The organism is Paraburkholderia sp. RL17-347-BIC-D, from assembly GCF_046027915.1.
Classification (GTDB): domain Bacteria; phylum Pseudomonadota; class Gammaproteobacteria; order Burkholderiales; family Burkholderiaceae; genus Paraburkholderia.
On record NZ_JARESS010000010.1, the window covers coordinates 1 to 18,696 of the forward strand.

Genomic DNA, 18,696 nt, shown 5'->3' on the forward strand with positions numbered 1-18,696 from the left:
GGTGGGCGTCATCGTTAGGTCGGTGGGGCGCGCGCGCGGCCCCGGCCCCCCCCGCGGCTCGCGTTCTTCGAGCAGATCCGGCGGCTCACCGAAGTGCCCGGCATTGCCTTCACGAACTTTCAGTGCGGACCCAATGTGTCGCCGGAAGGCTACGGCATGAACTTCGCCGACGGCTTCATGATGGACTTCGAGAGCCGCGCGGCCTGCTTTGCGTATCTCGCACACCCGACGCATCAGGCGATCGGCGCGCGTCTGCTCGAAGCACTCGATGGCGGCGCGCAAGGCCTGCTCGTGTTCGATATCGATCTGGAAACTTATGAGAAACCTTCAGGGAAGACTCGACCTGTGCTCCATCAATACCGCCACGCTGGGGCATCGGGAGCCGCTCAGTCGCACGATTGACCGCATCGCCAGAGCCGGTTTCGGCGGGATTGCGCCGTGGCGTCGCGAAGTCGACGAAGCCGACGTCGTGCAGATCGCGAGACAGATCAAGGCGCTCGATCTCACGGTAACGGGCTATTGCCGCTCGACTTACTTGCCGGCGACGACATCGGCGGAATTCGCGGCGAACGTCGAAGCCAACCGCGCTGCGTTGCGTGACGCGGCCACCCTCGGCGCGCGTTGCTTCGTGATGGTGGTCGGTGGACTGCCCGAAGGCAGCCGGGATCTGACGAGCGCGCGAAACCAGGTTACAGAGGGCATTGCGATGCTGCTAGAAACCGCTCGCGACTGCGGTGTGCCGCTTGCGCTCGAACCGCTGCATCCGGTGTACGCAGCTGACCGTGCCGTGCTCAACACCATCGCGCAGGCATTGGAAATTTGCGAGCGCGTGGATAATGATCGCAGCGGAATGATCGGCGTCGCCGTGGATGTCTATCACTGCTGGTGGGACCCCGCGCTGACGGCGTCAATCGAGGCAGCGGGCCGCGCCGAGCGACTTCTTGCGTATCACGTGTGTGACTGGCTGCGCGAAACGCGCGACGTGTTGCTCGATCGAGGCATGATGGGCGATGGCGTGATCGACCTGCCCGCCGTTCGGCAAACCATTGAACGAGCCGGCTACGATGGGCTGATCGAAGTCGAAATTTTTTCCGCGCAAGACTGGTGGCGGCGTGATCCGGAAGAAGTTCTGGCAATCTGTGCCGAACGTCTGCAGAGCGTCTGCTGACAGCGCAACGCGGAACCGCATCAACAATAAAGGAAAGACAATGACAGACAGAGTCCGTTGGGGCGTATTAGGCGCCGCAAAGATCGCGAACAACTTCGTGGTGCCGGCCCTGCAACGATCGCGCAATGGCCGGGTGACTACGGTAGCCAGCCGCGATCACGCCCGCGCGCAGGCTTTCGCGACGAAGCATGATATCGCGCATGTATCGTCCAGCTATGAGGAAGTGATCGCGAGCCCGGACGTGGATGCGATCTATATTCCGCTGCCGACGGCAAGCCACTTCGAATGGTGCAAGAAGGCAATGCTCGGCGGCAAGCACGTGTTGTGCGAGAAGCCGATTGCCATGAGTGCGGCCGAGGTGCAGGAACTGATCGCGTTGCGCGATCAAACGGGTCTTGTATGCGCCGAAGCGTTCATGGTGGCGCATCATCCGCAGTGGACCTTTGTGCGCGATAGTCTTGCACAAGGCTTGATCGGCGAGCTCAAGCTGGTTGAAGGCTCATTTACCTACTTCAATGACGACCCCGACGCGCTCAAGAACAACCTCGCACTCGGCGGCGGCGGCGTGCGAGACATCGGCGTATATCCGGTCGTCACTACGCGTCTTGCCACCGGCCTGGAACCCGATCGCGTCCAGAGCGAGGTCGTGTTGGACCCGCGTTTCGGCACCGACCGGTTCGCCCGCTGCGTCGCGGATTTTCCGGGGTTCACGCTGAGCTTCTATTGCGGCACACAAATGGCGCGCCGCCAGCACATGATCTTTCATGGCACCAAAGGATGGCTGAGCGTCGATGCGCCGTTCAATCCGGGAAGCTATGGCCCTGCGCAAGTCCGCCATCGTTCAAATGAAACAGGCAATGAACACTTGCAGAAATTCAGCGATGTAGACCAGTATCAGGCGATGGTAGAGGACTTCTCGGACACGGTCATCGGCCGCAAAACCGGACTCGCATTTTCTCTCGAGAGTTCGCTTGCCAATCAGCGCGTCATCGATCAGATACTTCGCTGACGATTAGAACGTCAGGCGGCCAGATCGTCGGATGAACCGCCAATCACGCCGCCACATTAAACGAAACCCTAGAACAAGGTGCGAATGCCGACGCGCACCGCCGTCGACGATTGGCCGGTACTCACATACTCGCCGTTTGCAAACACCGGCGCCACGCCACCGCCGAGAAACACAGGCGCCGCGCCGCCTGATGCACGCAGATACGTTGCACTCGTGTAGACGTCGGTACGCTTGGACAACGCATAGTCGAGCAGCACCGTCACGTTCTGCCACTTCTGCCCTTCGAGTTTGCTATACCAGTAGCCGCCCATCAGCGTGGTGGCGGGCGTTAGCTGGAATACTTCGTTGGCCTCGTAAGTGGTCATAGAGCCGCTGTCGTCGCGAACGCGGAAATGCACATCGGTGAACAGGAGACGAGTAAGGCTACGGCCGAAGCGGTAACTGCCGCCAATGCCGAAGCTGCTGACGCTATACGAACGCGTCTTCGTTGTCGCCGCTTTTCCCGCGTCTGATTCACGCTTACCGCACGCAGCGGCCGAAGGTGAATATCTCGTTGCTCGAGCTGTCCTCGTCGTTGCAGATCGAGGCGATCGAACAGCGTGAGCTGGATGTCGGTTTGCTGCGGTTGCCGGACAACACGCCGCGGACCGAACTCGTTTTCACGCCGTTGATGGAAGAGCCGTTGCTTGTTGCCATGCATGCCGGGCACCGCCTGGCGAAGGCCACGTCGATCAAGATCAAGGATTTGCGCGGCGAGCCGTTTATTGCGTATCCGCGCGCCGCGGGTGTGGCCGTGTCGCAGCAGATACTTGCGCTGTGCGCGAAACGCGGCTTTGAACCGCAGGTGGTGCAAGAAGCGCAGCAGGCTTCGACGTTGATCGGCCTGACGGCGACAGGGCTTGGCATTGCGTTGGTGCCGGCTACGTTGCAAACCATCGCGGTGCCCGGCGTCGTGTTCAGAACGCTCGATGAGACCGACACCACGACCACGTTATATATCGCGCACCGTTACGGCGATGCGAATGCGCGAGCGATGCAATTTGCGGAGCTTGCGCTGGGGTTGCGGTAAGACGTCGAATCAACGGAACCAGCGCCGAAGAATTCAGCGCAATGCTTTCGCAGACTCAAGTCGAGCACAGGTGTCACCCCTTCCACGCCGCCCCCTCAGGAAAGTCATACTCATCAAGCGACGCCGCATGCATCTCGATGCTGTAACCCGGACGCTGCGGCGGCATATAACGGCCATTGCGGATCACAACCGGATCGACGAAATGCTCATGCAAATGATCCACGTATTCGAGCACCCGGTTTTCAAGTGACGCCGACACGCAGATATAGTCGAACAGCGAAATGTGCTGGACGTACTCGCACAATCCGACACCGCCCGCATGCGGGCACACCGGCACGCCGAATTTCGCCGCCATCAGCAGGACGATGATCACTTCGTTCAGCCCACCCAGGCGGCAGCTATCGACCTGACAGAAGTCGATGGCCCGCGCCTGCAGCAACTGCTTGAACATCACCCGGTTATGACAGTGCTCGCCCGTCGCGACGCCGATCGGCCGAATCCGCTCGCGGATGGCCGCGTGACCGAGAATGTCGTCGGGACTCGTGGGCTCCTCGATCCACCACGGATCGAATTGCGCCAGGCGCCGCATGTTGGCGACCGCTTCGTCGACATCCCACACCTGGTTCGCGTCCATCATCAGCTTCAGATCCTCGCCGATTTCTTCGCGCAGGATGCGAGCACGGCGCATATCCTCTTCGAGATTGCCGCCCACCTTCTGCTTGAAGTGCGTCCAACCCTGCGCGACGCCTTCACGCGCGAGCCGGCGGATCTTGTCGTCGTCGTAGCCGAGCCACCCCGCCGATGTCGTGTAGGCGGGATAGCCCTGCGCGAGCATTTCCTTTTCCCGTTCGCCGCGCGTCTTCGCGTGACGATGCAGCATGGCGATGGCCTCCTCCGGCGTGATCGCATCCGTCACGTAGCGGAAATCGAGGCAACGCACGAGTTCTTCGGGGCTCATGTCGACGAGCAGCTTCCACACGGGCTTGCCTTCCGCTTTGGCCCACAGATCCCAGGCCGCGTTGACGACAGCCGCCGTCGCCAGATGAATCGCGCCTTTGTCCGGGCCGATCCAGCGCAACTGGCTGTCCGACGTCAGCGCGCGCCAGAAAGCGCCCATGTTCGCGGCGATATCCTCGAGCCGTTTGCCGACGATCAGCGGAGCAAGCGCCTGTACCGCGGTCACGCAAATCTCGTTGCCGCGTCCGATCGTGAAGGTAAGGCCGTGGCCAGTGAGCGCGTCGGGCGAATCAGTTTCGAGCGTGACGTAGGCGGCGGAATAATCCGGCGCGGCGTTCATTGCATCGGAGCCGTCCAATGAGCGCGAGGTGGGAAACCGAATGTCACGGACGGACAGCTTGGTGATCGTGGGCATCTGAACACTTTCCTCTGCGGCAGCCATCGACTTCGGTCCAAAAGCCAACAGGGCCGTGGCATCGAACGACGCCGCGACCCATCCCCTCTCACCGCGTTCAGGCGGCGACGATCAATCGTAGAGCACGGCTGCGATCTTCGGATCGGTCATATTGGTCTTGTCGTACCAGTAGAAGCCCGTGTCGACTTTCTTGGGCAGCTTCTCGCCCTTGAGCGCCTTCACCGCGGAGTCGACCACGCACTTGCCGATGCCGACCGGGTTCTGCGTAATGGCGCCGGCCATCAAACCCGAATTGATGTCGTCCTTCTGCTCCTTGCCGGAGTCGAAGCCGATCAGCACCAGTTTTTTGCCGGATTCCTTGACTCCGATCGCGGCACCTGCGGCCGAGCCCTCATTCGCCCCGAATATGCCCTTGAGATTGGGGGTGGCCTGGATCATCGTCTTGGCAATTTCCGCCGACTTCAAATGGTCGCCGCCGCCATATTGGACTGAAACGATCTTGATGTTCGGGTGCTTCGATTTCATTTCGTTCAGGAAGCCATCGCGGCGATCGACGCCGGTGCGGCTCGTCTGATCGTGCACGATCACGCCGACTTCGCCGGCATTGCCGATCGCCTCGGCCATCTTGTCGGCGGCGAGGGCAGCCGCGGCGAGGTTATCCGTTGCACACGTCGTCAGCGGAATATCGCTGTCCACGCCGGAGTCGAAAGCGATCACGGGTATCTTGCCGGCCTGCGCGCGCTTTAACAGCGGAATGGCCGCCTTGCTATCGAGTGCGGCGATGCCGAGCGCCTGCGGCTTCTTGGCGAGCGCGGCCGAGAGCATGTCGATCTGCTTGTCGACCATGGCCTCGGTTTCCGGCCCCTCGAAGGTGATCCTGACGTTGTGCTCCTTGGCCGACTGTTCCGCCCCGGCTTTGACGGCCTGCCAGAACTGATGCTGGAAGCCCTTCGAAATGAGCGGGATGTAGGTGTCCGCATATGTCACGCTCGTCCCGCCAATGAGAGCGCCAACGCCGACCACGACACCGATTAGTTTTCTTTTCAACATGGTGTTTCTCCTCCTAAGATGGGCTATCAACTTCAGCCGTTGGGGAGCTTATGGCGCTCCATTCCTTATCCTGCCCCGCGTCGCATCAGCTTTTCTTGCGCCGCAAAATATCGCCGTAGACCGCGAGAATGATGATGAGACCGGTCACCACGATCTGCCATTCCTGCGCGACGGACATGATGCGCAGACCGTTGGTCAGCACGCTCATGATGAACGCTCCGATGATCGTGCCGAGAATCGTGCCCGCGCCGCCGCTAAGAGAAGTCCCGCCGATGACCACGGCCGCGATCGCTTCGAGTTCGTAGCCTTGACCTAGCGCCGGCTGGGCCGAATTCAGGCGCGAGGCGATGAGCAGACCGGCGACCCCGCAAATCGCTCCGCTCAGACCGTAAATGGCGATCTTCCACCGATCGACATTCACGCCGGACAGGCGCACCGCCTCTTCGTTGCTGCCGAGCGCAAACGTGTAGCGCCCAAGCGCCGTGCGATTGAGCGTGATCGAACTCACCACCGCCAGGAAAAACAGAATCAGGACCGCGTTCGGAACCGGCAGGCTCGGCAACAGGTCACCGATCAGCGAATCCTGCGAGATCATGTAGAAGTTTTCGGTGTCGGTGAAATAGATCGGCTTGTCGGCCGAGACGACCAGCGAAAGCCCTTTCAGCAGCATCATCATGCCGAGCGTGGCAATGAACGGCGGTATTTTCATTTTCGCCGTGAGGGTGCCCGAAACGGTCCCGCAGATCGCGCCCGTGCCAATCGCGGCAAGGACGCCGGTCCACATCGGCAAATGCCAGTAGGTCAGAAACACGCCGCAAATCACTGCGGTAAAAGTCATCAACGTGCCGACCGACAAATCGATGCCTCCGGTAATGATGACGAACGTGCAGGCGATCGCCAGCACGCCGTTGACCGCCGTCGCCTGCAGAATCCCGAGCATGTTGTCCATCTGCATGAAAGCGGGAGACGCGAAGCTGAAAAACACCAACAGCAGGATCAGGCTCCCGAAGGCGAGCAGCTTTTGCAAAGCGGTCGGCGTGAAGACGCGGGCTCTAAGGCTCGAGGACCTCTTTTTATTGCCCAGCGCCGAAGTGTCCGATTGCAGTGTCATAAGAGACCTCTCGAGGCTCACGCCGCGTTTAGGGGTTCGCGCTGCGTGGCCAGTTGCATGATGCGCTCCTGGGTCGCTCCCGTCGCAGGAAGTTCGCCGGTGATGCGGCCCTCGCACATCACGACGATGCGGTCGCTCATGCGCAGGATTTCCGGCAGTTCCGACGAGATCATTACGATTGCCTTGCCCTGATCCGCGAGCGAGCGCAGAAGCTTGTAGATTTCACTTTTAGCGCCGACGTCGATGCCGCGCGTCGGCTCGTCGAAGAAGAGCACGTCGCAGTCGCGCTCGAGCCATTTCGCAATGACGATTTTCTGCTGATTGCCGCCCGAGAGCAGCCGCACCTCCTGCGTCGCGGAAGGCGTGCGAATGGCGAGCAGATTGATGAAATGCGCGGCGGTCCGGCGTATCTGCGTACGGCGCAGGAAAAAGTTCAGCGACAGGAATTTGCGCAAGTTGGACATCACGATGTTCGATTCGACGCTCATTCCGGTCGCGAGGCCGAAGCGCTTGCGGTCTTCAGACAGATAGCCGATACCGCGCGCCACCGCATCGCTCGGATTCCTGATCGTCGCTTTCACGCCTTTCACGACGATCTCGCCCGATTCGATCGGATCGGCGCCGAACACGGCGCGGGCGACTTCGGTACGACCGGCGCCCATCAAGCCCGCAAAACCCAGTATCTCGCCCTTGCGCAGCGCAAAGCTCACGTCTCTGACCAGCGGGCCGGCGTTCAGATTGGTGACTTCGAGTGCGACCTCGCCCTGGTTGGCGATGTGTTGGGAAGGCGCGGTGTCGGTCAAGGTGCGCCCGACCATCATGCCGATGATCGCCTGCACGCTGGTGTCTTTCGCCTCGACCGTTGCCACATATTCACCGTCGCGCAACACGGTGACGCGGTCGGCAATCTGCTTCAACTCATCCATCTTGTGCGAGATATAGACGATCCCCACGCCCCGGCTCTTCAGCTCGCGGATGATGCGGAACAGCTCGGCGATTTCGGCGTCGTTGAGCGCCGAGGTCGGTTCGTCCATGATCAGGACGCGCGAGTCGTAGGACAAAGCCTTGGCGATCTCGACCATCTGCTGCTTTGCGACGGTCAGCGTGCTGACCACCGCGCGCGGGTCGAGACTCACGTGCATGCGGGCTAGAATGTCGTGCGCCTGCGCGTTGAGCTTGTCTTCGTCGAGGAACAGTCCGAGTCGCCCGCGTGGCTCGCGGCCGATGAACATGTTCTGCGCGACGGTCAGATGGTTCATCAGCTGGAGTTCCTGATGAATGATGCCGACGCCCACGGCCTGCGCCTCGCGCGGGCTCTGGAAATCGACCGGCTGGCCGTCATAGATGATTTCGCCGGTATCCCGCGTGTACACGCCGGCGAGGATTTTCATCAGCGTCGACTTGCCGGCGCCGTTCTCGCCCATTAGCGCGTGGACTTCGCCCGTCATGAGCTCGAACTGGACTTCGTGAAGCGCCCTCACGCCGGGAAAGCGCTTGCTGAGCCGTTTGACGGAAATGAGCGGGGTCATGATGCGGATCGAACGACAAATCCGCGAGCGCCGCTGGCCTCATTGCGAGGAGCGGATCGAAAAAACGTGGAACCCCGCTGCGCCGGGCGCCGCCGGGTATCGCAGTGCAAAGACGGACGGTGCAAAGCGCGGTTGAAATCGCAACGAGAAGCCAGACGCATTGCTGGGCCCTCAAATCGATGTGCCACGATTTTACGACGCTGGACCTCGCCGGCTCAAGGTTAGGCATTCCCTAATAGGATGAGACTCCTGAATGCGTCGCTTGCCTGCTTCCCACTATTTGATTTGTCGCCGATTTCAGGCCGATGCGTTGGCCTTCAATATCAGAACAGTTGAGCGCCGAGCTCGCGCAGGCTGTTCCATTTCACGGTGCTGACAAAGGTGCGGCCCGTGGTGTCGAGCGATTCGATCATCGCTCGCTGGCCGCGCGCTTCGGTGACAACGCGCACGATGCGCGCCTGGTAGCGCAGCAGCGCGCCAATCGGCGGGCACAGCGCTTCCCGGCGAATCCGCGATCGTTTCTTTTCCATAACCAGTCTATCTAGATGTCCAGCGAGTTGCAGGGCCGCCGACTATCCACGGCGTCTCTGCGCGTGATGCTACCAGGTTGGCCGGCAATGGTCCAGGCCGTCTAGCGGCGCTCAGCTTGGTGTCGCGTTGCACCGACCGTCGGCCGCGAAGCTTACGTTAGCCTGAAGCCCTGCTAATTCATCGCTAATTCAAGCCCGATACCCTCATCGTCATGGTAACGACGGGGATGACCCATGGCCGACGTGCTTGAATGGCTCATAGATATCTCGGTGGCGAGCGCGAGTGCCGCGGCCACCGGTTCGATCTTCCTGCTGCTGGTCGGTGTGGCCGGCGAGACGCGCCGGCACGTCGTCAAACATCGCGATGCCGGCCGGATGGGAAAAGCACAGCGCCTTGTGAAAATCGGTGCAATTGCAACGACCGCGGCAGTTCGAACGCCTGCACACCGACGTCAATGAACGCAAACATCCGCATCGGGATCAGCGAGCCAGTTTTAACGACAATCCGTTCCCATATATTTTTACAGTGCAAAGATGACTTGACCGGCGTCGCGCCAGGGGACGATAATCTTACCGCTGTAAAGATTTTACGCCCGACGTGACCAGCACGGTGATTCGATCAGTGGCACTACTGAAATTCCGGATCACCCTAGTGGCGCAGCCTGCTGCGCAAACAAGGAATCCATTTGATGACAGCCACCTGTATGAATACGCTTGGCGATGAACGTTTAGACACCTTAAGTGAAATAGCGATCGATTGTTTGGGCATCGAGCCCCTCGCTTCGCCAGTACAAAGGCAGGACGCGCGCTTTGTCGTCGTCCGCGCTGAAGATATTGCTCGCGCGCTGGAGAGCGCTTACGACGTCGGCCTGATCAACGGATACCGGCTGCATAGGCTGAACGGTATGTAGTCCGCGACGTATGGGTCGATATTTTCAGCGCGAAGATTTTGACTTTCCCCTTTCAGTCGGCCAATATATCTTTTCACTGTAAAAATACTGCTCGCGACCAACAACCATGAAAGAAGCAACGTCACGCCGCAAAGCGTCCGCGTCTCCAAAAACTACTGCCCCAGCCGATCACTCGTCACGCGACAAGCCCTATCATCACGGCGCGCTGCCCCACGCGTTGCTTGAAGCGGCGGAGGTCGTACTGCGGCGCGACGGCATTCGCGGTCTGACATTGCGCGCTATCGCGCGCGAGGCCGGCGTATCGCATACGGCGCCCCAGCATCATTTCGGCGACACGGCTGGGGTGCTGAGCGAACTTGCCGCCAGCGGACACCGGCGGCTCGCCGCTTCCATGGCGGAGCAGGCGGACGGTATCGAAGCGGGCCAGGCGCGGCGCAAAGCCATCGCCCGCGGCTATGTCAGCTTCGCGGTCGCCAATCCGGATTTGCTGCACCTCATGTCGCGCAACGAAATGCTCGACGCGGCGCGCCCTGCTCTTGCGCAGGCGCGGCAAGTGTCGGCGCGCGCCCTGGCCGGCGTATTCAGCGCGCCCGCCGAACGCACGGAGGAGGATAGATCCTCATTCGGCCGAACCACTGCGGCTCAGGCCATCGCCATGACTGCGGGCTGGGCCTACGTTCACGGACTTGCCTTGCTTCTAATCGATGGACGCCTGAATGCGCTGGCCGCATCCGCCGACGGCATACGGAGCGCCGAGGATCTGGTGGAAGCCGCGATCGAGCACGTCCAGATCGTTCCCGCCGAGCCCGCGGGCAAAGGCCGAAAATGAACTCGAAGGCTCACGACGCGATGAAGCAACGCTCATGCTAAAGCCAATAACGGGAACGCGTGCTTCCTCTCGCGGCCTCGCCACTCGTTCCTTCTGACGTTCACATCCATGCTCAAATCGCTCCGCAACCAACTCGTTATCGCAATCGGCGCCGTGGTGAGCCTGTTCGCCATTTTGCAGGGCGTGAGCTCCTACCAGTTCTGCGTGGCAGGCATGAGCGCGGTGCTCGATCTGCGCATGGAACAGGTCGCATCCCGTTTGCGAGTCGGCTTCGGCGACGGCATCCCGACGGTTCCGGCGCGCGGGTCGCAAGACGCCCGCGATATTTTCATCGTCATCTGGAAAGAAGGCGAAACACAGCCCGTACGATCCACCGAGCCGTCGCTGCTCCTGCCGCGCGATGCGGCCACCGGTTTCACGTCGCCGGTGGTCAATGGCGAACGGTGGCGGATCTATACGGCGCGTGACGGCGCTCAGACTGTCCAGGTCGCGCAGCGCCTGTCAGTACGTCATGAGATCGAGGAGGCCGCCGCGACCAAGACCCTATGGCCAATCGTCGTGTTGATCCCGCTCGTCTGGGCCGCGGTGATCTTTGTCGTGAGTCGTTCGTTGCGGGAGCTGAATCGGCTCGGCAACGAGGTCCGCGTTATCGACGTGAACCATCTGCAAGCGTTGCCGCTCACGGGTGTGCCCACCGAACTGCTGCCGTTCATCCGCTCGATCAATCTGATGATCGAGCGGCTTGCCCGCTCCGTCGAGAGTGAGCGCAAATTCATTTCCGATGCGGCGCACGAGTTGCGAACACCGCTCACCGCTCTGCAATTGCAGGCTGATAATCTGCAACGCGACATCATGCCCAGCAATCAGGAACGGTTTCGCGCGCTTCAAGGCGGGATCACGCGAAGCAGCAATCTGATTTCGCAGTTGTTGCGGCTCGCGCGCGCGGACGCGCCACCCGTCGGCCAATCTCTGACACGGGCGATGGTCAGCGTCGATGTCGCGGCCGCCGTCGTCAACGCCATTGCCGACGTGTTGCCGATCGCCATGCAGCGCGGCATCGATATCGGCGCGGACGAAATGGTCAGCGCCAACGTGCGCGCAATCGAACTCGACGTCGGCACCGTGATCAAGAACCTCGTCAGCAATGCGGTTCGCTATACGCCCGACGGCGGCACGATCGATTTGTCGACCCGCGTGCAGAACGGAATGGTGGATGTCGAAGTGACGGACACCGGTCCCGGCATCGACGAAACCCTGCTGCCCCGCGTGTTCGATCGTTTCTTTCGCGCCAATACGGACATTGAAGGCAGTGGGCTCGGGCTCTCGATTGTGAAGGCGATTGTCACACGGTATGGCGGGACGGTGACGCTCCGCAACCGCAACGATGGACAGTCCGGCATCGTTGCCACGGTCAGTTTTCCAATTGAACCGGCCGATGCTGCTTGATGGGCGGCGTACCCGGTTGCCGGAAACAGCGTGGAGCGATCTTGCGGCTCTACCTGCTCGGCGCATAACATCACCCGGCGTTCATCGCCATCGTTCACCGCTCATTTGCGACTCATTCTTCGCGCCTACGATGATGTTCATCGACGGGCAGCGCTTCATTTCAAGGCCATTCATTCATCACGCTCGTCGTACTAACGAACGGAGCACGTCATGTTTGAAAAATTTGCCAAGGGCCTGGGTTCACTCTTCTTCGACTCACGAGACCGCCAACGCGACGCGTTTCTGGCCGAAGCGGTCGATTTCGCCGACCTCGAAAACCGCATGCGAATGATCGAGATGAACCATCAACCGTTCGCGTTTTATTCGCGCGACGCGTCCCGAGTACGGGCCGATTGACCCGCCTCGACGGCGGCACCGAAATGCAATAGCTGAGCGTGAAACGCGGGAGGACTGCGAAGGTCGGTCCGTGCCCGCGCACATTGCCGGAAACAGGGAAGCCCAGTACGGTCGGCATTCGATATCGCCATAGGCCCGGTTAGACACCGAGTCCAGTTGACGACTCGCAAGCGTTGAACCGGCGATTACTACCCGACATGTGTCGAGCGTAATCGCCGGTTGCGTTTTTCTGTCTGGGTCATTGTTTAGTGACGGAGGTAAATCGAATTCAAGCCCACGTTCGAGTTTGGACGCAGCAGTTCGGCTGGAATTGCGCCGGCATGCGCGCCGTGGTTACCGATAGCCGGAGTGGTATGCGTCGACATCGGCGGTGAATCGACACCGACGACTTCGTAGGCCACCATCTCGACCTGCATTTCATCGACCTGGGTGACAGGTTGTGCGAACGCCGCAGTCGGCAAAGCGATCATGGCGGCGAGCAGTGTGGTGCGGAAAAACTTGTTCATGGTAATGCTCCTTCAAAGTTGCAGCTTCATTCTGGGTATGGGATACGGCTCGGGCTCTTGCAACGTCGCTTGCCAGGTCGATCCCGGCGCCGTCCGCAAATTAACGGCGGCAGTTCGATGCGGCGAAGTCACCGCGGCATCGATCTTTTCCACGACGATTGCCAACCACGAGAACATATTGCGCGCCCAGAATTAGCGCTGAATGAGGGAGCCCGGCTTACCCGCCCTGCCCTTCGGCCAGCCCGGCCCGCACCGCTTCGTGCTGAGCCGGACGTTCGAGACCGCGGGCTCGCATGCGCCCGCGCCGCTCCATCCATTGCGCGCATTCCCCGACGATGCCGCGTCTGAACAGCAAGACGCAGGCTACGAACATCACGCCGGTCAGCAAACTGACCGACTCGCCCAACCCCTGAAACCACGCGATCTGCGTCACATCGGCCAGCCAGCCGCCGAACGCCGCCAACCTGGATTCCAGCACGACGACGATCACCGCCCCCACCACCGGACCCAGCCGCGTTCCAAGCCCGCCGATCAGCGTCATTAGAATGACCGTGCCGGATAGCGTCCAATGCACATCCGAGAGAGTCGCAAAACCCAGCACCAGCGTCTTCATCGCACCGGCAAGCCCCGCCATTGCCGCTGATAGTACGAACGCGAGAAGCTTGAAGCGGTCCACATCGTAACCAAGGGAAATCGTCCGTGCTTCGTTCTCTCTCAACGCCGTGAGGATTCTGCCAAACGGAGAATGAATGACGCGGCCAAGAAAGAGGAAGACGACCGTCGTAATCGACAGGATCACGAAATACAGCGTTAGATCATTCTCGAGCGGAAGCACGCCGAACAGACGCCCGCGCGGCACACCTTGCAAGCCATCTTCACCGCCCGTAAACGGCGCCTGGACGCAGAAAAAGAACAGCATCTGGGCAAACGCCAGCGTCACCATTGCAAAATAGATTCCCTTGCGCCGAATGGCGAAGAGCCCGAATATCAGTCCGAGCGCCGCGCCCACGCCGGTACCGAAAAGCAGTGCCACTTCCGGCGAGTAGCCGTGATCCCGCATGGCGCTGCCCGCGATGAAGGCGGCCCCGCCGAAGAACGCCGCGTGCCCGAACGACAGCAAGCCGACGTAACCGAGCAGCAAATCCAGCGAGCACGCGAACAGGGCGAAACACATCAGCTTCATCAAGAACACCGGGTACGCACCCAGCCACGGAGCGACGGCCAAACAGCCCAATACGAGAGCCCCTACAATCCAGTTTCGCATGATGTGCCTCACTTCGAATTGCCAAAAAGACCGCTTGGGCGCACGAGCAGCACGAGCGCCATGATCACGAATACGACTGTCGCCGACCCTTCCGGATAAAACATCTTGGTCAGCCCTTCGATCAGGCCAAGGCACAGACTGGTAATGACCGACCCCGCGATCGATCCCATCCCGCCAATCACGACGATCGCGAACACGGTGATGATCACGCTCTGGCCCATCAGCGGCGACACCTGCATGACGGGTGCGGCGAGCACGCCGGCCAGCGCGGCAAGTGCCACCCCGCTGCTATAAGTCAACGTAACCATGGCCGGCACATTGACGCCGAATGCCGCCACTAGCTTCGGGTTCTCTGTCGCCGCGCGCAGCAGCGCGCCGAGGTTGGTCCGCTCGATCGTCCACCAGACTCCGGCACACACGAGCAACGACGCCACCACCACCCATCCCCGATACGCGGGCAGCACCATGAAACCGAGCTGCATGCCTTGCATCAACGCTTCGGGCGCGGAATAAGACATGCCCGATGCGCCATAGAAAGACCGGCACAGCCCTTCTATGATCAGCGTCAGGCCCAACGTGAGCAGCAGACCGTACAGATGATCGAGCTTGTAGATCCGGCGCAGCATGGTCCGCTCGACGAGCGCCCCTAACGCGCCGGCCGCGAATGGTGCGGCGATGAGCATCGGCCAATAGCCGAGTCCCAGATAGTTCGTGCCCATCCATGCCAATAGCGCACCGAGCATGAAGAACGCGCCGTGCGTGAAATTGATGACGTTCAGAAGCCCGAAAATGACGGACAAGCCCAGGCTCAAGACGGCATAGAAGCAGCCGTTCATGAGACCGAGGACCAGTTGGCTGGAGAACGCCGTAAGCGGAATACCAAAGATTTCCACGATGATCTTCCTTTTCAAACGTTGAGCAGATCCTGAAGCACGCCCGTCTTTGCGGCTAGAAGGCTTGCGTCGAATGTTTCGACGATCTGCCCGTGCTCCATCACGTAAAAGCGATCGGCGAGCGGCGCGGCAAACCGGAAGTTCTGTTCGACTAGCAACACCGTAAAGCCGCGCGACTTGAGAAGCGTGATGACCCGCGCGAGCGTCTGGACGATCACGGGCGCGAGCCCCTCCGAGATTTCGTCGAGTAGCAGCAGGTTGGCTCCTGTGCGCAGAATCCGCGCAATCGCGAGCATCTGCTGCTCGCCGCCCGACAGGCGCGTGCCCTGACTCGCTCTGCGCTCCGCGAGGTTTGGAAAAATCTCGTAGATCTCTTCGAGCGACATGCCGGTCGCATTCGACACCGGCAGTCGCGGCGGCAGCAGCAGGTTTTCTTCGCACGACAAGCCCGCGAAGATGCCGCGTTCCTCCGGGCAATAACCCACTCCTAATCGCGCGACACCTTGCGGCGGCATCCCGATCGTTTCCCGGCCGTTCACGCAAATCGAACCTCGCCGTGCGTCGGTGAGACCCATGATGGATTTGAGCGTCGTGCTGCGCCCGGAGCCATTGCGTCCCAACAACGTGACCACCTCGCCACGTGCGGCGCGAACCTCGACGCCATGCAGAATGTGCGATTCCCCGTACCACGCATGCAGTCCCTTGATATTCAGAACATCGGCAGGCGCTTTCTGGTTGCCGGACGGTGCCGGACTCTTCAGGCGTTCAGTGTTCAAGCGATCCATTTTCGGTCCCCATGTAGGCTTCCCGTACCCGAGGGTCGGCGGCGACGGCTTCGTATGCGCCTTCCGCCAGGATCTCCCCGCGCTGCAGCACAGTGATCGTGTCCGAGATGCTGGAAATGATTTTCATGTTGTGCTCGACCATCAAAATCGTTCGACCGGTCGATACCTTCTTGATCAGCGCCGTGACTCGATCGACATCCTCATGCCCCATGCCTTGCGTCGGTTCGTCGAGCAACATCAGAACCGGGTCCATCGCGAGCGTCGTGGCAATTTCGAGCGCTCGCTTGTGGCCGTACGACAGCTCAGCGGTTTTGACGTCGGCAAATGCGGCGAGGCCCACTTCATCGAGCAATTCCAGCGCGTGTTTCCTAAGCCGGCCGAGAACCGCGCTACTCATCCAGAAACGGAACGACACGCCGAGCGCGCGTTGCAGTCCGATACACACGTTCTCCACCGGGCTCAGATGCGGAAATACCGCGGAGATCTGGAACGATCGAATCACCCCGCGTCGGGCAATCGACGCAGGCGCCGCGCGCGTGATCTCCTTGCCGTCGAAGAAAATCTGTCCTGATGTCGGCGTCAGAAACTTGGTCAGCAGGTTGAAGCAGGTCGTCTTGCCCGCGCCGTTCGGCCCGATCAGCGCGTGAATCGTGCCGCGCCGGACGCGCAAATCGACGGCGTTGACAGCCGTGAAGCCGTTGAACGACTTGGTGAGGCTGCTGGTTTCAAGAATCAGGTCGGTGTGCGCCATACCCGCTCTCCTCGTCCCTTGGACGCGTGCGTTGTAAAAAGACGGCTTCAGCCGACCACGGGGAGCGTCTCGATTGCATAGCTATGGGTCAACGAGCGCCGCAGGATCGGATCTTCGAGTTCGATGTCGAAGCGCTCGGCCGGCCTGATGCCACCGAACGCGGCGAGCGTGCCGCACAACATGGCCGTGCCATCCACGAACCGGCCGTCACGACGCGCAAACTCGTCGAGCAGATCCTGCGGCGAGCGCATGGCTGTCACCTTGCCCTGCTGATACAGCACGCGCTCGCCGTCGATCGTCGCGTAGGAACGCAACACCAGTTCATCCCAATGGCCAGCAACCTCGCTCAGGCGCCAGAGCTTGCGTGAACACGGCTTGCCGCACATCTGCTTCGATACGGTGATGCCGTAGGTTTCCACTTCGCGATCGGTGTGGTCGGATGCGATACCGACGAACGTTTCGCCAGCATCCTTCAACAAAACGAATTCCACTTCGCCGCTGCTCTGCGTGCCTGTCGCCTGGATCTTCGGAGTCGGTTCGAGCCGTTCGGCCGCGACACGGTAAAAGACGGGTGTATAGGCGGGCCGCTTGACGCCCAACTCTTCCAGCTCGCGAATGTGTTTTTCCATAGCGACGGTATCGCGGCCAGTCCAGCCGGCGATGACCAGCGTATCGATCGAGATCGTTCGTACGAACGAACCCTGACAGTCCTCGACCTCAAACGAGATTTCTTTCATCACAGTCTCCTTGTAGGCGTGTGCCCGTTCGGCGCTCCGGCCACACGCGATTCGATTCAGTTGGATTTCGCGGTGACGAGCGGACAACGGCTCGCGCTGAGCGGCGCGAACGCTTCCTGCGCCGGAATGACCTGCTTGATCGTGTAGTAGTCCCACGGCTTTTTTGACTGCTGCGGACTCTTGACCTCGGCCAGATACATGTCGTGGACCATCAGGCCGTCGGCGCGAATCGTGCCGTTCCTGGCGAAGAAATCGTCGACCGGGGTCTTCCTCATTTGCGCCATGACCGTGTCGGCCGCGTCGGTTCCGCTTGCCTTGACGGCTTTCAGGTAGTGCAGTGTCGATGAATAGACGCCTGCCTGGACCAGCGTCGGCATGCGCCCGGTTCTCGCGAAGAAGCGTTGCGACCAGGCGCGGCTCGCGTCGTCACGGTCCCAATAGAAGGGCGTGGTCAGCATCATTCCCTGCGCAGCCTGCAGGCCAAGGCTGTTGATGTCGCTGATGAATAGCTGCAAGCCCGCGATTTTCTGTTTGCCTTGCCCGATCACACCGAACTCGCGTGCCGTCTTGATCGCATTCACGGTATCGCTGCCGGCGTTGGCAAGGCCGATCACCTTTGCTTTCGATGCCTGCGCCTGCAACAGATAGGACGACAGATCCGAAGAGTTGATCGGATGCTTTGCCTTGCCCACAACCTTGCCTCCGGATGCCGTCAGCGCGGCGGTCGCGTCCTTTTCCAGCGACGCGCCGAGCGCATAGTCGACGGTCAGAAAGAACCAGGTGTTGTCGCCGCTGCGCGCCATCGACTTCACGAGGCTCGTGGTGAACGCATACGTGTCGTACGAGTACTGAATCGTGTACGGCGAGCAATCTTCATTGCTGAGCCGCGTGGTTCCGGCGCCGCTTGCAATGGCGATCCGATGCTTTTCCTTCGCCACGTTCGACACCGCCAGCGCGACGGACGACGGCAACAAATCCTCCACCATGTCCACGTGCTGGTTATCGAACCAATCCCGCGCGACCGTGGCGGCCACATCGGTCTTGTTCTGATGATCGGCGCTGATCACTTTGATGGGGACGCCATTGACCTTTCCACCGAAATCCTCCGCCGCCATCTGCGCAGCGACAACGGAGCCTTTTCCACCGATGTCGGAGAAGATGGAAGACATATCGGTGAGCACACCGATTTTCACCACGCCGCCATTGGTCATGACCGGATCGGCGGCATGGGATAGACCGGCGCACAGCATCGCCGCGGCTGGCACCGCGGTAAGTACGAGACGTTTGAACATGGACTCCTCCTTGATTTGAATAGCGAGCGTGGTGCCCGACGGCTGACC

At 60.7% G+C, this 18,696-nt stretch carries 22 protein-coding genes and 1 pseudogene; 10 read left to right on the plus strand and 13 right to left on the minus strand.

The window, feature by feature from the left end; translation table 11 throughout:
- The first annotated feature begins 93 nt into the window (after positions 1-93).
- The 3 genes from P0D96_RS15465 to P0D96_RS15475 are packed head-to-tail and all read left to right on the plus strand — an operon-like array spanning position 94 to position 2,177.
- A complete protein-coding gene (locus tag P0D96_RS15465) occupies positions 94-402 on the plus strand; it encodes a Dabb family protein (RefSeq protein WP_408314154.1) in 309 nt (102 codons plus the stop codon).
- Positions 317-1,168, plus strand: coding sequence for a sugar phosphate isomerase/epimerase family protein (locus P0D96_RS15470; protein WP_408180304.1), 852 nt, complete (start codon positions 317-319; stop codon positions 1,166-1,168). Before P0D96_RS15465 ends, P0D96_RS15470 begins: the two co-directional genes overlap by 86 nt.
- A gap of 40 nt (positions 1,169-1,208) precedes the next feature.
- Positions 1,209-2,177 carry a Gfo/Idh/MocA family protein gene (locus tag P0D96_RS15475; protein ID WP_408180303.1) on the plus strand — a complete coding sequence of 323 codons (969 nt, stop codon included), beginning with the start codon at positions 1,209-1,211 and terminating at the stop codon, positions 2,175-2,177.
- Positions 2,178-2,245: 68 nt separating this feature from the next.
- Here P0D96_RS15475 and P0D96_RS15480 read toward each other — a convergent pair.
- Positions 2,246-2,632 (minus strand): annotated as a pseudogene (locus P0D96_RS15480) (porin); the annotation flags it as partial.
- Between the two features lie 32 nt (positions 2,633-2,664).
- Between P0D96_RS15480 and P0D96_RS15485 the strand changes: the two are divergent.
- The gene (locus P0D96_RS15485) at positions 2,665-3,246 is read left to right on the plus strand and encodes a LysR family substrate-binding domain-containing protein (RefSeq protein ID WP_408180302.1); all 582 of its coding nucleotides are present in this window, start codon (positions 2,665-2,667) and stop codon (positions 3,244-3,246) included.
- 73 nt (positions 3,247-3,319) lie between these two features.
- On the opposite strand, the gene P0D96_RS15490 is transcribed toward P0D96_RS15485, so the two are convergent.
- From P0D96_RS15490 to P0D96_RS15505, 4 genes are all read right to left on the minus strand, one after another.
- On the minus strand, positions 3,320-4,618 hold the full coding sequence (locus P0D96_RS15490) for an L-fuconate dehydratase (protein ID WP_408314157.1): 1,299 nt from the start codon (positions 4,616-4,618) through the stop codon (positions 3,320-3,322).
- A 111-nt stretch (positions 4,619-4,729) separates the two neighbouring features.
- The gene (locus P0D96_RS15495; protein ID WP_408180300.1) at positions 4,730-5,668 is read right to left on the minus strand and encodes an ABC transporter substrate-binding protein; all 939 of its coding nucleotides are present in this window, start codon (positions 5,666-5,668) and stop codon (positions 4,730-4,732) included.
- A gap of 85 nt (positions 5,669-5,753) precedes the next feature.
- Complete coding sequence (locus tag P0D96_RS15500) at positions 5,754-6,779, minus strand: ABC transporter permease (protein WP_132378608.1); 1,026 nt, start codon at positions 6,777-6,779, stop codon at positions 5,754-5,756.
- 17 nt (positions 6,780-6,796) lie between these two features.
- Positions 6,797-8,308, minus strand: a complete 1,512-nt coding sequence (locus P0D96_RS15505; protein ID WP_408180299.1) for a sugar ABC transporter ATP-binding protein — start codon at positions 8,306-8,308, stop codon at positions 6,797-6,799.
- Here P0D96_RS15505 and P0D96_RS15510 point away from each other — a divergent pair.
- A complete protein-coding gene (locus P0D96_RS15510) occupies positions 8,307-8,444 on the plus strand; it encodes a hypothetical protein (RefSeq protein ID WP_165923937.1) in 138 nt (45 codons plus the stop codon). The two genes, P0D96_RS15505 and P0D96_RS15510, sit on opposite strands and share 2 nt — an antisense overlap.
- Positions 8,445-8,631: 187 nt before the next feature.
- Here P0D96_RS15510 and P0D96_RS15515 read toward each other — a convergent pair whose 3' ends face one another.
- Positions 8,632-8,838: a hypothetical protein gene (locus P0D96_RS15515; RefSeq protein ID WP_408314159.1), complete on the minus strand. Its 207-nt coding sequence runs from the start codon at positions 8,836-8,838 to the stop codon at positions 8,632-8,634.
- Positions 8,839-9,072: 234 nt separating this feature from the next.
- Here P0D96_RS15515 and P0D96_RS15520 point away from each other — a divergent pair, with 234 nt between their 5' ends.
- From P0D96_RS15520 to P0D96_RS15540, 5 genes are all read left to right on the plus strand, one after another.
- A complete protein-coding gene (locus P0D96_RS15520) occupies positions 9,073-9,297 on the plus strand; it encodes a hypothetical protein (RefSeq protein ID WP_408314161.1) in 225 nt (74 codons plus the stop codon).
- A 230-nt stretch (positions 9,298-9,527) separates the two neighbouring features.
- On the plus strand, positions 9,528-9,749 hold the full coding sequence (locus P0D96_RS15525) for a hypothetical protein (RefSeq protein ID WP_408314163.1): 222 nt from the start codon (positions 9,528-9,530) through the stop codon (positions 9,747-9,749).
- 106 nt (positions 9,750-9,855) lie between these two features.
- Positions 9,856-10,578 carry a TetR/AcrR family transcriptional regulator gene (locus tag P0D96_RS15530; protein ID WP_132378612.1) on the plus strand — a complete coding sequence of 241 codons (723 nt, stop codon included), beginning with the start codon at positions 9,856-9,858 and terminating at the stop codon, positions 10,576-10,578.
- Between the two features lie 108 nt (positions 10,579-10,686).
- Entirely contained in the window at positions 10,687-12,024 is a 1,338-nt protein-coding gene (locus tag P0D96_RS15535; protein WP_408314165.1) for a sensor histidine kinase, read from the plus strand.
- 210 nt (positions 12,025-12,234) lie between these two features.
- Positions 12,235-12,420, plus strand: a complete 186-nt coding sequence (locus tag P0D96_RS15540; protein WP_408283666.1) for a DUF3563 family protein — start codon at positions 12,235-12,237, stop codon at positions 12,418-12,420.
- 245 nt (positions 12,421-12,665) lie between these two features.
- Here P0D96_RS15540 and P0D96_RS15545 read toward each other — a convergent pair whose 3' ends face one another.
- The 7 genes from P0D96_RS15545 to P0D96_RS15575 form a co-directional block, all read right to left on the minus strand.
- Positions 12,666-12,926: a hypothetical protein gene (locus tag P0D96_RS15545; RefSeq protein ID WP_408314167.1), complete on the minus strand. Its 261-nt coding sequence runs from the start codon at positions 12,924-12,926 to the stop codon at positions 12,666-12,668.
- Between the two features lie 217 nt (positions 12,927-13,143).
- Positions 13,144-14,190 carry a branched-chain amino acid ABC transporter permease gene (locus tag P0D96_RS15550; protein WP_408314168.1) on the minus strand — a complete coding sequence of 349 codons (1,047 nt, stop codon included), beginning with the start codon at positions 14,188-14,190 and terminating at the stop codon, positions 13,144-13,146.
- Between the two features lie 8 nt (positions 14,191-14,198).
- Positions 14,199-15,083, minus strand: coding sequence for a branched-chain amino acid ABC transporter permease (locus P0D96_RS15555; RefSeq protein ID WP_408314170.1), 885 nt, complete (start codon positions 15,081-15,083; stop codon positions 14,199-14,201).
- Between the two features lie 14 nt (positions 15,084-15,097).
- The gene (locus P0D96_RS15560) at positions 15,098-15,868 is read right to left on the minus strand and encodes an ABC transporter ATP-binding protein (protein WP_408314172.1); all 771 of its coding nucleotides are present in this window, start codon (positions 15,866-15,868) and stop codon (positions 15,098-15,100) included.
- On the minus strand, positions 15,849-16,619 hold the full coding sequence (locus P0D96_RS15565) for an ABC transporter ATP-binding protein (protein ID WP_408314174.1): 771 nt from the start codon (positions 16,617-16,619) through the stop codon (positions 15,849-15,851). Before P0D96_RS15565 ends, P0D96_RS15560 begins: the two co-directional genes overlap by 20 nt.
- A gap of 47 nt (positions 16,620-16,666) precedes the next feature.
- Positions 16,667-17,356, minus strand: coding sequence for a DUF2848 domain-containing protein (locus P0D96_RS15570; RefSeq protein WP_408283681.1), 690 nt, complete (start codon positions 17,354-17,356; stop codon positions 16,667-16,669).
- A gap of 56 nt (positions 17,357-17,412) precedes the next feature.
- Positions 17,413-18,648 carry an ABC transporter substrate-binding protein gene (locus tag P0D96_RS15575; protein WP_408314176.1) on the minus strand — a complete coding sequence of 412 codons (1,236 nt, stop codon included), beginning with the start codon at positions 18,646-18,648 and terminating at the stop codon, positions 17,413-17,415.
- Positions 18,649-18,696: the final 48 nt, after the last annotated feature.

Excerpts from the sequence above, each read along its gene's own strand:
- P0D96_RS15470 (WP_408180304.1), top strand. The coding sequence starts at position 317 with ATGAGAAACCTTCAGGGAAGACTCGACCTGTGCTCCATCAATACCGCC.
- P0D96_RS15475 (WP_408180303.1), top strand. The coding sequence starts at position 1,209 with ATGACAGACAGAGTCCGTTGGGGCGTATTAGGCGCCGCAAAGATCGCG.
- P0D96_RS15490 (WP_408314157.1), bottom strand. The coding sequence starts at position 4,618 with ATGCCCACGATCACCAAGCTGTCCGTCCGTGACATTCGGTTTCCCACC.
- P0D96_RS15495 (WP_408180300.1), bottom strand. The coding sequence starts at position 5,668 with ATGTTGAAAAGAAAACTAATCGGTGTCGTGGTCGGCGTTGGCGCTCTC.
- P0D96_RS15500 (WP_132378608.1), bottom strand. The coding sequence starts at position 6,779 with ATGACACTGCAATCGGACACTTCGGCGCTGGGCAATAAAAAGAGGTCC.
- P0D96_RS15510 (WP_165923937.1), top strand. The coding sequence starts at position 8,307 with ATGATGCGGATCGAACGACAAATCCGCGAGCGCCGCTGGCCTCATTGC.
- P0D96_RS15505 (WP_408180299.1), bottom strand. The coding sequence starts at position 8,308 with ATGACCCCGCTCATTTCCGTCAAACGGCTCAGCAAGCGCTTTCCCGGC.
- P0D96_RS15515 (WP_408314159.1), bottom strand. The coding sequence starts at position 8,838 with ATGGAAAAGAAACGATCGCGGATTCGCCGGGAAGCGCTGTGCCCGCCG.
- P0D96_RS15520 (WP_408314161.1), top strand. The coding sequence starts at position 9,073 with ATGGCCGACGTGCTTGAATGGCTCATAGATATCTCGGTGGCGAGCGCG.
- P0D96_RS15525 (WP_408314163.1), top strand. The coding sequence starts at position 9,528 with ATGACAGCCACCTGTATGAATACGCTTGGCGATGAACGTTTAGACACC.
- P0D96_RS15530 (WP_132378612.1), top strand. The coding sequence starts at position 9,856 with ATGAAAGAAGCAACGTCACGCCGCAAAGCGTCCGCGTCTCCAAAAACT.
- P0D96_RS15535 (WP_408314165.1), top strand. The coding sequence starts at position 10,687 with ATGCTCAAATCGCTCCGCAACCAACTCGTTATCGCAATCGGCGCCGTG.
- P0D96_RS15540 (WP_408283666.1), top strand. The coding sequence starts at position 12,235 with ATGTTTGAAAAATTTGCCAAGGGCCTGGGTTCACTCTTCTTCGACTCA.
- P0D96_RS15545 (WP_408314167.1), bottom strand. The coding sequence starts at position 12,926 with ATGAACAAGTTTTTCCGCACCACACTGCTCGCCGCCATGATCGCTTTG.
- P0D96_RS15550 (WP_408314168.1), bottom strand. The coding sequence starts at position 14,190 with ATGCGAAACTGGATTGTAGGGGCTCTCGTATTGGGCTGTTTGGCCGTC.
- P0D96_RS15560 (WP_408314172.1), bottom strand. The coding sequence starts at position 15,868 with ATGGATCGCTTGAACACTGAACGCCTGAAGAGTCCGGCACCGTCCGGC.
- P0D96_RS15565 (WP_408314174.1), bottom strand. The coding sequence starts at position 16,619 with ATGGCGCACACCGACCTGATTCTTGAAACCAGCAGCCTCACCAAGTCG.
- P0D96_RS15570 (WP_408283681.1), bottom strand. The coding sequence starts at position 17,356 with ATGAAAGAAATCTCGTTTGAGGTCGAGGACTGTCAGGGTTCGTTCGTA.
- P0D96_RS15575 (WP_408314176.1), bottom strand. The coding sequence starts at position 18,648 with ATGTTCAAACGTCTCGTACTTACCGCGGTGCCAGCCGCGGCGATGCTG.